Annotated in this window: 8 protein-coding genes; all 8 read right to left on the bottom strand. The window is 63.1% G+C overall.

The features are described from left to right. Positions 1-6 precede the first annotated feature (6 nt). Positions 7-2,325, bottom strand: a complete 2,319-nt coding sequence (locus tag CSQ87_RS00685) for a hypothetical protein (RefSeq protein WP_133122312.1) — start codon at positions 2,323-2,325, stop codon at positions 7-9. A 535-nt stretch (positions 2,326-2,860) separates the two neighbouring features. Further along, positions 2,861-3,283 (bottom strand): helix-turn-helix domain-containing protein, encoded by a 423-nt coding sequence (locus CSQ87_RS11260; protein ID WP_117434912.1) that lies wholly within the window; start codon positions 3,281-3,283, stop codon positions 2,861-2,863. Between the two features lie 515 nt (positions 3,284-3,798). After that, a complete protein-coding gene (locus CSQ87_RS11075; protein ID WP_243388770.1) occupies positions 3,799-4,509 on the bottom strand; it encodes an excalibur calcium-binding domain-containing protein in 711 nt (236 codons plus the stop codon). 140 nt (positions 4,510-4,649) lie between these two features. Next, positions 4,650-5,060 carry a hypothetical protein gene (locus CSQ87_RS10735; RefSeq protein ID WP_133122310.1) on the bottom strand — a complete coding sequence of 137 codons (411 nt, stop codon included), beginning with the start codon at positions 5,058-5,060 and terminating at the stop codon, positions 4,650-4,652. 496 nt (positions 5,061-5,556) lie between these two features. Continuing rightward, complete coding sequence (locus CSQ87_RS00675; protein ID WP_100511927.1) at positions 5,557-7,590, bottom strand: ABC transporter ATP-binding protein; 2,034 nt, start codon at positions 7,588-7,590, stop codon at positions 5,557-5,559. Next, the gene (locus tag CSQ87_RS00670; RefSeq protein WP_100512200.1) at positions 7,590-9,338 is read right to left on the bottom strand and encodes an ABC transporter ATP-binding protein; all 1,749 of its coding nucleotides are present in this window, start codon (positions 9,336-9,338) and stop codon (positions 7,590-7,592) included. The genes CSQ87_RS00675 and CSQ87_RS00670 overlap by 1 nt, the downstream gene beginning before the upstream one ends. Before the next feature lie 80 nt (positions 9,339-9,418). Then, positions 9,419-9,988, bottom strand: coding sequence for a MarR family transcriptional regulator (locus CSQ87_RS00665; RefSeq protein WP_165776671.1), 570 nt, complete (start codon positions 9,986-9,988; stop codon positions 9,419-9,421). A gap of 395 nt (positions 9,989-10,383) precedes the next feature. Further along, positions 10,384-15,519 (bottom strand): acyl-CoA dehydratase activase-related protein, encoded by a 5,136-nt coding sequence (locus CSQ87_RS00660; RefSeq protein ID WP_100511926.1) that lies wholly within the window; start codon positions 15,517-15,519, stop codon positions 10,384-10,386. Between the last annotated feature and the right edge of the window lie 77 nt (positions 15,520-15,596).

Genomic DNA, 15,596 nt, shown 5'->3' with positions numbered 1-15,596 from the left:
CATCCGTCAGGCGGGGATGTTGTGGAAGCCGGGGAGCTGATCGGCCTGATAGAGGAACGAGTAGATGAAGCCGTCCATGAACAGCAGGAGGATCAGTCCGAGCACGATGGCCGTGCCCAGACGGGTGAGCCGGGCGTGGTCAGGATCGGAGCCTTGGCCGGTACCGGCGGCGTCGGGAGCGACTGCGGCATGGGCGCCGTGTCGCGCGATCGCCGCATGGGCCTTGGCTCCGATGGATCCGGGCTGCGCATCATCGGCCTTGACGTCACCGACCAGCGCGGCCGGGCCATCGGTCAGATCGCCGGCGGACCGGGCGATTCCCCGATCACCGACCGGCCGCTCCCCCGCCGTCAGATGCCGCGAGATCATCCACAGAATCGCCAGCGCGAAGAACACGATGGCGCACAGGAAGTATCGGCTGCTGTATCCGCCGAACCGCCCGTTGAAGTAGTACGACTTCGCCACGCCGATGAACTCGTAGATCAATACGATCAGCACTGAGGCGGCGGCAAGCGACAAGTAGCGCTGCGCACGGCTTTTGGCGAAGAAGAACACGGTCAGCGGCACGAAGAACACGAGGATCACGCCGATGGTGGTGATGTCATAGACCTTCATGTCGGGACGCGGAACCGGCACATGCCCGGTAACCGCATACCAGGTGCCGAGGAACTTTTCGATGAACGACTGGACGACATCGACCATGAGCATGCCGCCGTCGCGCTTGTCGTTCGGCGTGTACATGGCGCTGGTCACGTACTCCGCGTAGGCCACGTTGGCGTAGCCGGGCTGGATCGTATGGAACTTCGCGTACAGGCCGGCGAAGTAGGCGATCGGCAGCAGATACACGGGTGTGGTGGCGTAGAACGCGGGCCGCATCAAGGCCTTGGCGTTGTGTTCGACGATCAGCGTGTACGCGATCACCAGCACGCTCATCACCACGACGAGCATGCCGCCGGTGAGCTTGGTGAGCACGGTGAAGCTCACACCGACGGCGATGAGCAGGAATGTCTTCCAATCGTAGCGACGTTCGAAGAACCGGATGATGCCGAGTGAGTAGATGCTGACGGTGAGCAACAGCAGCGAATCATTGGACAGACCACTCAATCCGTAGACGAGGTTGACCGGAGCGATCACGATGATGCCGAACAGCAGATGCAGCAGCGGGATCGGGGCGATGCGGGTCAGTCCGATATAGAAGACCACGAGCAGGCCGAGCAGACCGATGATGAACGAGATCGTCCGCAGTCCACCAAGATTGAACGTGACCTGATCGCCGGCGACATGCAGACCGCCGAGCAGGTTCATGATCCGGTAGTACAGCGGCGGATGGCCAAGATAGTTGAACTGGGTGGCGCCGGCGAAGTCGAGGGCGTTGTCGCCGGCAAACGGGTAGATGCGCATATGGGCGAAGTCGGGGATGATCGCGTGATCCTTGCTGAGGAACGCGATGTACGAGAGATGGGCCTGCTCGTCGGGGAAGCCGCCGAGATATTTCGTATACATGCCGAACTGGTAGACCACGTATCCGATGATGGCCAGGTAGCTGCCGGCGCACATGAGACGTTTCGCCAGCAGGTTGCCGCGTACGCCGACGATGTAATCGACGGCCATCAGCGCCAGCAGCAGGGCGAGCAGTATGGTGATCGCGCGACGGTACGGATACAGTCCCGGCCCGAGACCCTGCTTGACGATCCACAGACGGTAGAGGAACGCGTACACCATGCCGAGCACGATCCATCCGGCGGCATAGTACCGTTTGGGCAGTCGCCTGAACAGCGTGAGCTTGCCGAGGATGATGACGAACACCACGCCGATGAGCATCAGCAGGCCGATCTTGGTTTCGGACTTGCGCTGCGAGGCCTTGATCACGTCGTTGATCTGGGCTTCGGTGAGGGAGAAGACCGTGCGATCGCCGTCGACCTTCCTCTGCAGTTCGGAGCCGGGAATGCTGCGCATCACCCGGTCGAACCGTCCCCGCACGTTGGTGTGCGCCACGAACGATCCGACCTGCGCATCCGTGCCGTCGACGGCGATGGTCAGGGTATGGGAGTCGTCGTTGAGCGGGTCAAGGTGGATGGTGACCTGCGACTGGGTCACCTTGGCCGACTGGATGGAGGACGAGGCGAAGTCCTTGTTTTCGTCGAAGGTGAAGGTGACGTCGCTGTTCTCGGCCGGCGACTGGGTGAAGGTGACGCTGTAGTACAGATTGACCGGACGGTAGTTCGACAGTCCGACGAATCCGGCCAGCAGCACCGTAACCACCACCAGCACCGCCACGGGATATTTGCGCAGCATCGCCGCGCAACGCGTCAATCGTTCCTTCACAACCTACCTCTTCCTTGCCATACGCCTGTCTTGTCGTACTTGTCACGCGTCCGTGTCGCCGCGCGATCGTATTGCCGTACGTTCACATTGCCGTACGTCCGTATTGCCACGCGCCCGCATTGACGCGCGCATGCGTCGGACCGATCCGGCGAATTGATTTCAGGACGGTTCCATCTTGCTAGCACCGCCAGACCGGGATCACACCACCGGATGGGACCGTGCCGAGCGGTGACCACCGTACCGCATGATCGCCGACCGACCGGTCAGCCCCTCCGACACTCCACCAAAACGACAAGGTCCGGATTTGACCATCCTCAGTCATGCTGCCGTGCGACTGGGGTGGTCACACACCCGACCACATAATTCTCACCATCAATGTATGTGCATTTTATGGGCTCTTCGAGTGTTTATGTGGGTGTGAGTCATTGGTCGGGCTTACTGGTTATTGACGTCTGGGGAGCTGAAGGTCGAATCCGCCGCATTTGAGCATGACCAGACCGATGAGGTTGTCGAGGCTCCTGTGCTCGTAGCCCTTTTAACGGTGGTCTTGATCTTGTTGTTTATACCCTCCACAGGGTCTCGTGGGTGTTGGCGATGCACTCGACCCGTGCGCTGGGACGGGGCGAAAATCTCGAAGAACAGGCGGAAGACCCCTTCCCCGTGACCGGAGTGCATCCATATTACGCACCTGCGGTCGTGGTCGACCACAACCGTCATATATTTGTGGCCTTCCTGTAGCGGTCTCGTCCACGCTGATGGATCGAAGCCCATCAAACAGGCCCACGCCGCGCTCCGCACGAAGGGTGTCGGCGCCCCTCTCGCACACTGGACCCACGCTCTTCCAGTCCATGCGCATCAGATGGCTCACGACGCTATGTGGCGCATGCACGCTCAACCAGGCGACCTGCCGTTCGAAATCACGCGTGTATGCGCTCTTCCTGCCCGCCCACGGCACCATCGAGACGGTCACGCCGTGATCCGCGCACGTTACGCGCGGCGACGCGTATTCCAGCAAAAGCTTGGCGCACCCGACATCGAGATGGCGCCATCGGCGCGTAGCCAGCCAATCGTACCGGCTTGCCGTGCTTCCCTCATCTCGCGCACCTGTCCAAGTCGTTCGCGTAAGGGGCGCACCGGGACGATTACGACCGTCCCGCCGCCACGCGGTTCTTCGACGCGGGGGGCATGGCGACGACGTTGGCGGGCAGATGCAGCATGCGCTTGAGCGCGCCGGCTGATATGGCGGGCGCAGTCGTTCCCCTGCTCTTCGGTTCTATTTCCTGGCGGAAACAAAACCAACAGGCGAATGCCCCCTTTCATACACTTGTCCATGGAAGAGACCCGCAACAACGCCGGCGTCCGCTTCCTCACCACACATATTAGCGAAGACTCAAAAAGCCCTGATACTTGTTGGTATCAGGGCTTTTTTGTTCACACTGTCAAAGTGAACATCACAACTGCGAATACCTGTAATTAGTATTTCGGCCTTGTTTCGCAGGCGATTCCATCCAAATCGGAATCCAGATCAGTGCTGTATCCTGGTTCTCCTCGATGCAGAGGCCTGCCGATGGCGTTCCATACGGCCTTACAGTTCTTGTAGTGAACGTTCGGTCTGGACGGCTTGTTTGCAGGTCGTGATGGACGTGACGGACTGCTAGGAGCGGGGCTGCCACCGCCCACTGCATACCATGCAATACCCTCGTTACGCCAGCCGGCACGAACCAGCATGTTGACCTCGGCACGGTTCAACGTGTAATTGTGTGCGCCCGACTTCGCACGACGGTTGTACTGACGGTACAGAGGGTAACTCCGGTTCCTGTCGGACGAGTACCAGCCGATGCCCTCGTAGCGCCATCCGGCACGACGGAGCATGTTGACCTCGGCACGGTTCAACGTGTAATGATGGTCACCGGCGTTGGGATTGTACATGCGATACACCGGAACGCTGGACCTGACCGGAGCCCTCCAACCGATACCCTCATAGCGCCATCCGGCACGACGCAGTCGATCTCGTTCCACACCATTGGCCGTGTAGAAATGCTCTCCGGAATGCGGATTGTACATACGATACATATCGCGCACTCCGCCAGTATCCGCTTCAGCAACCGATGCAGTCGCAGCAACGAGAGTAAGCATCGTGACACATGCGACAAGCATTGCCACGACCTTCCTGATTTGCACCATGCTAATGCCTCCTTCTCTTGGCATGTCACACGCTACTCCCCCCCCCCCGGAAAAGTTTCCAAAGAGAAAAGACGTAACAACTCATGACCGAGATTCAGGAGAACCGCATTTGAGGGAATGTTCCGACTCCCAGACATCCGTCAGGTGGAGATGTTGTGGAGGCGCGGGTTGCACAACGACTCCGAGACAGCTTTGGCATCGAACGTGGCACCGCCAATATTGATGATTCCGTGCCACGATTTCCCGGCACGGAAGCGCCGATACCGCCATTTCATCATTCCGTGACAGGATTTTCCATGCACGGGCGATACGGAACTGCATGATTTCGCGGTTTTACTCTTGCACAGGGCGACGTCACCCGGCACGGAATGAGGATTGTTCCGATCATCACGTTCCGTGACACGATTCCATGGCACAGAAGCGTCAATCAAACTTCCCTGTCGTTCCGTGACAGAATTCCCCGCCACGGAAATGAGCGATACCGCATTTTTCCATTCCGTGACAAGGATCCACGCCACGGAACCGGAAAATCTGCAATGTGCATTCTTCACATTGCTTTGATCCTTTTGTCTAGGCATCCTCCCCTCACCCATCATCACGTCCGATCCTACTGCGGAGACATAGCCTTCCTATACGGCAAAGGCCCGCACTCCCCCAAGGGAATGCGGGCCTTAATGATAGGGGGGCTCAACCACCCTCAGTCTCGCTACGCGAGCCAGCTCCCGACATATCGTGCGACGTGCGCCTGTAAAGGCGCACTGCCACGAACGATCACCGATCGTTCGTCCAGCGGGAGCCGAAGGCAGTATTCCATCCCAGCCCCTCCGGAGAGGACTGTCGGCATAGCCCAATAGCGGGAGCATGGTTTTGACTTGCCTTCCCCTAGAAGGGGAAGGTGGGCGACGAAGTCGGTCGGATGAGGTGCCAGAAGCCCTCATCAGTCGGCTTCGCCGACAGCTTCCCCCAGAAGGGGAAGCCTCTGCTTCGTCCAGCGGGAACCAAGAATGAGTTCGGCAACTCCCCCGGAAAGGGAATCCTTTGGCCAAGCTACTCGAGTTCCACGGCGCCGGTGTAGAGCTGGTAGTACTCGCCCTTGAGGGCGATGAGCTCGTCGTGGTTGCCGCGTTCGAGGATTCGGCCGTGGTCGAGCACCATGATCACGTCGGAGTTGCGCACGGTGGAAAGGCGGTGTGCGATCACGAACACGGTGCGCCCCTTCATCAGGTTGTCCATGCCGGCCTGCACCACTTCCTCGGTGCGGGTGTCGATCGAGGAGGTCGCCTCGTCGAGGATCAGCGCGGGCGGGTCGGCCACGGCGGCGCGGGCGATGGAGATCAGCTGGCGCTGACCCTGCGAAAGTCCGGAGCCGTCGCCTTCGAGCACGGTCTGGTAGCCTTCTGGCAGCATGCGGATGAAGCCGTCCGCGTTGGTGAGCTTCGCCGCGGCGATGCACTCCTCGTCGGTCGCGTCGAGCTTGCCGTAGCGGATGTTGTCCATCACGGTGCCGGTGAACAGGTTCACGTCCTGCAGCACCACGCCGAGCGACCGGCGCAGATCCGGCTTGCGGATGCCCTTCACGGAGATGCCGTCGTAGAGGATCTGGCCTTCCTGCACGTCGTAGAACCGGTTGATCAGGTTGGTCACCGTGGTCTTGCCGGCACCCGTGGCGCCGACGAGCGCGATCTTCTGACCGGGCTTGGCGAACCAGGTGATGTCGTGCAATACCGGCTTGGTCGGATCGTAGCCGAACGTCACGTCGGTGAAGCGCACGTCGCCGCGCAGCAGGGTCAGGCGGCCGTCGGGCGAGGTGATCGCCGATTCGCGGGCCTTGGTCGCCACTTCGGCGGCGCGGGGGCTGAGCGCATGGGCGGCGGCCAGCGAGCGCGTGCCGTCGTCGCCCTCCTCGCGCTTCCACGCCCAGTATCCGGTTTCGCGATCGGTTTCGGTCATGGTGCGGCCGTCCTCGCCGAGTTCGACGTTGACGAGGGTGACGGTGCCGCCGTCGGATTCCACGGGTTCGTCCATGAGGGCGAAGATGCGGGAGGCGCCGGCGATGGCCATCATCACCATGTTGAGCTGCATGGAGACCTGGCCGATCGGGTTGATGAACGAGCGGGAGAGCGTCAGCAGGGAGATGAGCGTGCCGAGGGTGAGCGGACCGGCTCCGGTCAGGCCGAAGTTGCCCAGTCCCGACGTGGCGACGGCGCCGCCGATGATGGCCATGAGGATGTACAGCAGGTAGCCCATGTTGCCGACGATCGGCATGGTCACGTTGCCCCAGGTGTTGGCCGCGGCGGCCGCCTGGAAGAGCTCCTCGTTCTTCTCGTCGAAGGTCTTCTGGGTGGCGGCCTCGTGGTTGAACACCTTGATGACCTTCTGGCCGTTGACGGATTCCTCGACGAACGCGTTCACGTCGCCGAGCCACTGCTGCTGCTTGACGAAGAACCGGCCGGCGCGGCCGACGACCTTGCGGACGATCCACAGCAAGCCGACGGTGAACACGATGACGAACGCGGTGAACGGCACGGACAGCCACAGCATCGACAGCAGTGCGGCGACGGCGGAGATGCCAGCGGAGAACATCTGCGGGAACGACTGGCTGATGGCCTGGCGCAGCGTGTCGGTGTCGTTGGTGTAGTGGCTCATGATGTCGCCGTGCTCGTGGCTGTCGAAGTAGCGGATCGGCAGCTGCTGCTGGTGGGCGAACATGTCGTCGCGGATCTTCTTGAGCACGCCCTGTTCGACGGTGACGATGAGCCACTGCCACAGCCATCCGGTGAGGATGCCGGCCACGTAGAGGCAGCCGATCAGCGTGATGGCGCGGATGAGCGGACCCCAGTCGGGGTTGGCGACGCCGACGAGCGGCAGGATGTAGTTGTCGACGAGCGTCTGCAGGAACAGCGCGGAGCCGGCCTGTGCGGCGGCGCCGACGAGGATGCACGCCACGATGATGACGACGCGCACCTTGTACTGCATGATGTAGCCGAAGATGCGCTTGATGGTGCCGGGGGCCGGCTTCATCATGGCGGGGCGGCGGCCGGCGGACGCGGGCTTGGTTGCGGATGCGTTCTTCGCGGGCATTATCGGGCACCTCCTTCAACTTCTTCCGGGTTGGCCTGGTTCTTGGTCTGGGATTCGTAGATGGACCGGTATTCGTCGCAGGTCCTCAGCAGCTCGTCGTGCGTGCCGCGGGCCATGATGCGGCCGTTGTCCATGACGAGGATCATGTCGGACTCCTGCACGGAGGCGACACGCTGGGCGATGATGATCTTCGTGGTGTCGGGGATCTCGTCGCGGAACGCGGCGCGGATGGACCGGTCGGTCTTGGTGTCGACGGCGCTGGTGGAGTCGTCGAGGATCAGGATCTTCGGCTTCTTCAGCAGTGCGCGGGCGATGCACAGGCGCTGGCGCTGGCCGCCGGAGACGTTGGTGCCGCCCTGTTCGATCATCGTGTCGTACCCGTCGGGGAACTCCTGGATGAACCCGTCGGCCTGCGCGAGACGGCAGGCGTGGCGGATCTCCTCGTCGGTGGCGTCCGGGTTGCCCCACCGCAGGTTCTCGGTGATGGTGCCGCTGAACAGCACGTTCTTCTGCAGGACCATGGCCACCTGATCGCGCAGCAGTTCGAGGTCGTAGTCGCGCACGTCCACGCCGCCGACCTTCAGCGACCCTTCGGAGACGTCGTAGAGGCGGGGAACGAGCTGGACGAGCGAGGATTTCGCCGATCCGGTGCCGCCGACGATGCCGATGGTCGATCCGGATGGGATCTTGAGGTCGATGTCGTCGAGCACGGGCTTCTCCGAACTGTCGGAGTAGCGGAAGGTCACGTGATCGAAGTCGATGGAGCCGTCGGCCACCTCGCGCACGGGGTTTTCGGGGTTGGTGACGGTGCTGTGCTCCTGCAGCACCTGCGTGATGCGTTCGGCGGAGGCCTGCGAGATGATGACCATGACGAACATCATCGACAGCATCATCATGGCCATGAGGATCTGCATGGCGTACGTGACCAGTGCGGTCAGGTCGCCGGTGGTCAGGCCCACGGCCGCGTTGTTGCCGGAGGCGACGATCTGGTTGGCGCCCATCCACGAGATCAGGATCATCGATCCGTAGACGCACAGCATCATCAGCGGCATGTTGAAGCTCATGATGCGTTCGGCCTTGGTGAAGTCCCTGAAGATGCGCTGCGAGATGCGGCCGAACTTGTCGATCTCGTAGTCCTCGCGGTTGAACGACTTGACGACGCGCACGCCCTGCAGGTTCTCGTCGACCACGTTGTTGAGCTCGTCATACGTGTGGAAGACGCGCTCGAACACCGGGTGGACCAGCACCGCGAGCCCGCACAGGCCCAGACCGAGGATCGGGATGCAGGCGAGGAACACCATGGAGATGGAGGGGCTGATGCGGAACGAGAAGAACCATGCGACGACCACCATGATCGGCGCGCGCACGCCCATGCGGATCATCATCATGTAGGCGGTCTGCAGGTTCGTCACGTCGGTGGTGAGCCTGGTGATGATCGAGCCGGTGGAGAACCGGTCGATGTTGGTGAAGCTGAAGCGCTGCACCTGTTCGAACTGGTCGTGGCGCAGGTTCTTCGCGAATCCGGCGGCGGCGACGGCGGCGAACCGGCCGGCGAGGAATCCGCAGCCCAGCGAGACGATCGAGCACAGCAGCAGGATCAGGCCGAACTTCACGATGGCGTTCATATTGCCGCCAGTGATGCCCTGATCGATGAGCATGGCCATGACCGTGGGGATGAGGATCTCGAGGATGCTTTCCACGGCCACGAACGCCGGCGCAAGCCAGCTCTCCTTCTTGTATTCGCGCATGGATCTGCCCAGGGTGCGGAACAGATGCGTCGGCTTGTTCGGCTTGTCCTGCCGTGCGACGTCTTGTGTTGCGGTGCGGGTCACCTGTCGCCCTCCTTCTTCTTCGTATCGGTCATATGGTTCGTGTTGGTCGTATCCGGCATATCGGTCATATCGGCTTGTTCGTCGTTGCGCCCGCCGTGTGTCTCGAAATCCCGCTGCGTCTCGAAATCCCGCTGCGCCTTGTCGATGTTGGCGCGCATGCGTCTCACGTAATCGAACATGGCGGCCTGCTCCGCCTCCGAGAATCCGGCGACCAGCAGTCGTTCCATATGCTCACCGTTGCGTTTGAGATCGGCGACGATGGCGTCGGCCTTGGCGGTGAGCATGATCTTCTTGAGCCGCGCGTCATGAGCGACCGGCTCGCGGACGATCAGCCCCTTCTTCTCCATCAGCGTCAGTACGCGCGACGCGGTGGATCGGGTGATGCAGAACTTGCGTTCGATGGTGTGCTGGTAGATGTCCTTGTCGCGGTTGCGGGCGAGGAACATGATGATGTGCGCGTTGCCTCCCGTGGCATCGGTCGCGGACGCGGGCATGGTCTCGCCGAGATACCGATCGACGGACTTGCCAAGCGCACGCATTTCCATGCTGAGGATACGTTGGTCCATAAGGCTCCCTGATTCACGCGGATTCACACAATCATCGGCCGGGCGTATGACCGAATGTTGCATATGCAACGGATGAGTGTAATACGACTCACCTACAACAGTTGCATATGCAACATTCGGCGTGTCGCGGGAGCACCGCTGCCGACTGGGGGAGGTCAAACAAGGCAGGCGTCACTCGACCACCCTCAGTCATGCTCCCGCATGACAGCTCCCGCCAGCGGGAGCAAAGAACGAGTTCTCCCCCGCCAGCGGGGGCGGGGAACTCGCGCCGTCCTGCTCCAGCCGGCGGAAGCAACGGTCCCGCCCCCGCTGGCGGGGGCTGTCACGCTTGGCGTGACTGGGGGTGGTCGAACAAGGCAACCATCGCGGACACCGCCCGACCATCTTCAATCGCCCTACGCGGCTTCGGAGAGGGTGGGCTTGGACTGGCCCTCGTCGCCGTCCCCGTGACCGTGGGCCCGGTTGCGCATGTCGCCGGCGGCCTCACTCGCCCGCCGCTTGGCCTCGGCCTGCTTGGCGGCGGAGATCATGAGCTTGATGCGGTTGAGCTGGTTCGCCTCCGAGGCACCCGGATCGTAGTCGATCGACACGATGTTCGCCTCGGGGTGCTGCCGGCGGATCTCGCCGAACATGCCACGGCCGGTCACATGGTTCGGCAGGCAGGCGAACGGCTGGGCGCACACCACGTTCGGGGCGCCGGATTCGATCAGCTCCAGAATCTCGGCGGTCAGCAGCCAGCCTTCGCCGGCCTGCACACCCACCGACGTCACCTCGCCGGCCTTCTTCACGAGTTCGGGCATCGGCAGATCCTGCTGGAACTTGCCGTGGGCCAGGTCGATGGCCCGGCGCACCGGATTGAGATACCGGTCGAGTCCCCAGCGCATCACGGCGTACAGCGCCTTGTTGCCGCCGGTGCCGAGATGCTTCTCGTTCCAGTCGGTGATGTACGGACGGGTCGTCATGAACTCCATGATGCCGGGCACCACGGCCTCGCAACCCTGCGATTCGATCACGTCGACCACATGGTTGTTGGCGTCGGGCTGGTACTTGACGAGGATCTCGCCGACCACGCCCACGCGCGGCTTGCGCGGGATGTCACGCAGTGGCAGCGCGTCGAAGCTCTTCACGATCTCCTTGAGGATCACCGTATACGGCAGGTAGCCCTTGCCGATGCGGGCCTTCGCAGTCCTGGAGTAGCCGTGGTGCTCGATGGTCTCACGCACGATCGTGTCCCACATCCCGTACAGCTCGTTGGCGCTGCCCGGCGTGGCCTCGTACGGGCGCACGCGCATCAGGCACTTGAGCAGCAGGTCGCCGATGATCAGCGCCTTAATCGCGCGGTGCAGCAGCGCCGGGGTCGGCGTGAATCCGGGGTTGGATTCCAGTCCCTGCGTACTGAGTGCGATCACAGGGATCTGCGGGTATCCGGCGTCCACCAACGCCTTGCGGATCAGGCCGAAGTAGTTGGTGGCACGGCACATGCCGCCGGTCTGCGTGATGGCCAAGGCCACCTTGTCGGCGTCGTACTTGCCTTCGATGATCGCGTTCACCAGCTGTCCGATCACCATGATGGCCGGATAGCAGGCGTCGTTGTTCACATACTTGAGGCCGATCTCCACGTCCTCGCGGCTCGCCACCTTGAGGATGTCGAACTTGTAGCCGCCGGACCGGATCACCGATTCGATGAGGGACATGTGGATCGGGCTCATCTGCGGGGCCACGATCGTGTAGTCCTTCTTCATCGACTTGCCGAAGGGGATCTTGTTCGCGTACTTCGACATCGTGGCGGAGTTGTGCGCACTACGGCCCGTCTTGCCGCCCTTGCCGGCCTTGCCCTTTCCGGCCGCGGCCTTGAGCTTCGGATTGCCGTCCATCACCGCGTCGAGCAGCACCTGACGGCCGGCGGTCGGGGCTGCGGAACCGGTCCTGCGGAATCCGGACGTCTTGGCAGACTGCCCGGCCGCCTGACCGGCGGCACCCTTCGCGTCCGCACCCTGTACACCGGCACCGAGCTCGATGGCGTACGGCTTCTTCACGAATCCGGCGTCGAGGTTCGCGGCGGGCATGACCTTGTCCATGTCGGCCTGCGCGGCCTCGAGCTGGCGACGGGCCTCCTCGTACCTGGCCTGCGCCTCGGCGAGACGGTTCTCGGCCATGGTCTCGCGGCGCACCTGCTCGGCGGTCTTCTGCATGGACTGAGCCGTCTGGGCCTCGGCGGTCTCGGCCTGTGCCGTCTGAGCCTCGGCGGTCTCGGCCTGTGCCGTCTGAGCCTCGGCACGTGCCTCCTCCTGAGCCTCCCGCTCCTCGCGGGCCTTGTTCGCCTCGCGCTCCTCCACCGCGGCCTTAAGCGAACGCAGGCGGATCTTGGCGGCGCCGAGGTTGGAGACCTCGTCGATCTTGAGCAGCGTGTACACGTCGGCCTTGTCGGCGAGGATCTCGGCCACCTGATCGGTGGTGATGGCGTCGAGGCCGCAGCCGAAGGAGTTGAGCTGCACGAGCTCCAGACCCGGATACGAGGCGACGAAATGCGCGGCCGCGTACAGCCGCGAATGGTAGGCCCACTGGTTGGTCACGCGCAGCGGCATACGGGTGACCTTACGATCGCCGACGTGCCGGAATCCGGCGGAATCCTTGGCCTTCGGATCCTTCTCGTCCGCGGAGAGGAATTCGGTCAGATGCAGGTCCTCGCCGGGCTGCAGCTCGCAGATCGAATCCTCGGAGAGCACGACCATGCCCAGTGCGCAGATGGTCTCGGGGATGCCGTGGTTGATCTCCGGGTCGATGTGGTAGGGGCGGCCGGCCAGCACGATGCCGCGGCAGTCGTGCTCCTTCATGTAGGCGAGCGCGCGCAGGCCCTCCTGCTGCACGTCGTGCTTGAACACCTTGTCTTCGGCGTATGCGGCCTTGACCGCGGTCTCGGCCTCCTCGCGGGTCACGTTGGCCCACGCGAACTCCTCGACGATGCGGTCGACCATGAGGTCGTGCTGGGCGAGGTTGAAGTACGGGCGCATGTAGCGGATCGACGGGTCGCGCAGTTCGGGCATGTTCGCGCCGATCACCACCGGGTAGTTGGCCACGACCGGGCAGTTGTAGTGGTTGTCGGTGTTCTCGACCAGGTTTTCCTCGTAGCTCACGCACGGGTAGAAGATCGTCTTGATGCCCTTGTTGAGCAGCCACTTGATGTGGCCGTGCACGAGCTTGGCCGGGTAGCAGATGTTCTCGGAGGCGATGGAGTCGATGCCCGTCTCGAACAGTTCGTGCGAGCTGCGTCCGGAGATCATCACCTTGAAGCCGAGCGAGGTGAGCAGCGTGAACCAGAACGGGTAGTTCTCGTACATGTTGAGCACGCGCGGGATGCCGATCTCGCCGCGGGTGGCCTTCTTGTCGGTGAGCCTGCGGTAGGAGAAGCAGCGCTTGTACTTGTACTCGTAGAGGTTCGGCCGGTCGGAGCGCTTCTTGCTGCGGTCGCCGCCGCGTTCGCAGCGGTTGCCGGTCACGTAGCGCGAGCCGTCGGCGAACGTGGTGATGGTGAGCTTGCAGTGGTTCTGGCACAGCTTGCACACGTCGCGTTCGGTGGTCATCGACAGGTCGTCGAGCTGTTCGCCGGAAAGGATGGACGAGACGGTGTGCTCGGCGTGCTCGCCGGAGCCTTCGTCGGCGGCGTCGACGTAGTGCATGCGGGCGGTGAGGGCCGCGCCGAACGCGCCCATGAGGCCGGCGATGTTCGGTCGGGTGACCTCGCGTCCGGTGAGCAGTTCGAAGGCGCGCAGCACGGCGTCGTTGAGGAACGTGCCGCCCTGCACCACCACGGTGTCGCCGAGTTCGCCGGCGTCGCGCAGCTTGATCACCTTGTACAGCGCGTTGCGCACCACGGAATAGCACAGGCCGGCCGCGATGTTCTCCATCGAGGCGCCTTCCTTCTGCGCCTGCTTGACGGAGGAGTTCATGAACACGGTGCAGCGCGAGCCCAGATCGACCGGATGGTCGGAGTTGAGCGCGGCCTGCGTGAACTCCTGGATGGTCAGGCCCATCGACTGGGCGAAGGTCTGCAGGAACGAGCCGCAGCCGGAGGAGCATGCCTCGTTGACGGCGATCGAGTCGATCACGCCGTCGGTGATGGCCAGGTACTTCATGTCCTGACCGCCGATGTCGATGACGGCGGTGACGCCGGGGCTCACCATTTCGGCGCCGCGGTAGTGGGCCATGGTCTCGACCACGCCCTCGTCGAGGTGCAGGCCGGTGGTGATCAGGCCCTCGCCGTAGCCGGTGGCGCAGGAGCGGGCGATCCAGGCGCCTTCGGGCAGTTCGCTCTGGATCTTCCTGACGATGTTGACGGCGGCCGTCAGCGGGCTGCCCTCGTTGTTCGCGTAGCTCGACCACACGATCTCGCGGTCGTCGTTCACCAGCGTGGCCTTGATCGTGGTGGAGCCGGCGTCGATGCCGAGGAAGTGCGGGCCCTTGGCGCCCTCGAGCGTGCCGATGTGGATGTGCTCGCGGTGGTGGCGTTCGTTGAACGACTCACGATCGGCCTCGGTATCGAACAGCGGCGGCATGGTGGGCGTGTTGCTCGGCAGGTTCTTCAGCTGCTCGAGCGCGTCGATGAGCTGGGCGCAGGTGCGCGGCACGTAGCGCTTGGCATCCTCCTCGTTGTCGGCGTTCGCGCTGTCGCCGGCGAGCAGGGCCGCACCGTAGGCCACGTACAGGTGGGCCTCCTCGGGCAGGATGAACTCCTTGACGCGGTCCTTGAGCGCACGGCGGAACGCCTCGCGCAGCTCGGAGAGGAAGAACAGCGGGCCGCCCAGGAAGATCACGTTGCCGCGGATCGGGCGGCCGGATGACAGTCCGGCGATGGTCTGCGTGGCCACCGCGGTGAAGATGGACGCGGCCAGATCGGGTTTCGCGGCGCCGTCGTTGATCAGCGGCTGCAGATCGGACTTGGCGAACACGCCGCATCGGGAGGCGATCGGGTAGAGCGTCTCGTACTGCTTGGCCATGTCGTTGAGGCCGGAGGCGTCGGTGTCGAGCAGCGTGGCCATCTGGTCGATGAACGCGCCGGTGCCGCCGGCGCAGGAGCCGTTCATGCGCTGCTCCGGCGTGGGCTTGAGGTACGTGATCTTCGCGTCCTCGCCGCCGAGCTCGATGATCACGTCGGCCTGCGGATACTTCTTGTCGATGGCCACCGTCTCGGCGATGACCTCCTGAACGAACGGCACATGCATGTTGTCGGCCAGCGCGAGGCCGCCCGAACCGGTGATGGCCAGCTGCACGGGCTCGTCGCCGCGGCCGTCCTCGTCAAGCTGCTTCCTGATGTCGACCATCAGCCCCGACACCGTGGCACGCACGTTGGCGTGGTGACGCCGGTAGTCGGCAAACAGGATCCGCTGACCGGGCGCGGCCAACGGGGAATTCTCGGCCGATCGGTCGGCGGCCCCATCCCGTCCGTTCTCCCGATCCAGCACGACGGCCTTCACCGTCGTCGATCCGATATCCAGACCGATTCTGATGCAGTCGTTCGTGTTCAACTCCGGCATACCTCATCCTTCACATTCTCGGCGTGCAACCCTAGCACCTAGGCCTCGACCTCTCAGTACCCTTCACGCATATCCCT

The sequence above is a fragment of the Bifidobacterium simiarum genome, assembly GCF_002802905.1.
GTDB classification, from domain to species: Bacteria; Actinomycetota; Actinomycetes; order Actinomycetales; family Bifidobacteriaceae; genus Galliscardovia; species Galliscardovia simiarum.
The sequence above is the reverse complement of the archived record's forward strand: the minus strand, read 5'-3'. Positions and strand labels throughout refer to the sequence as shown.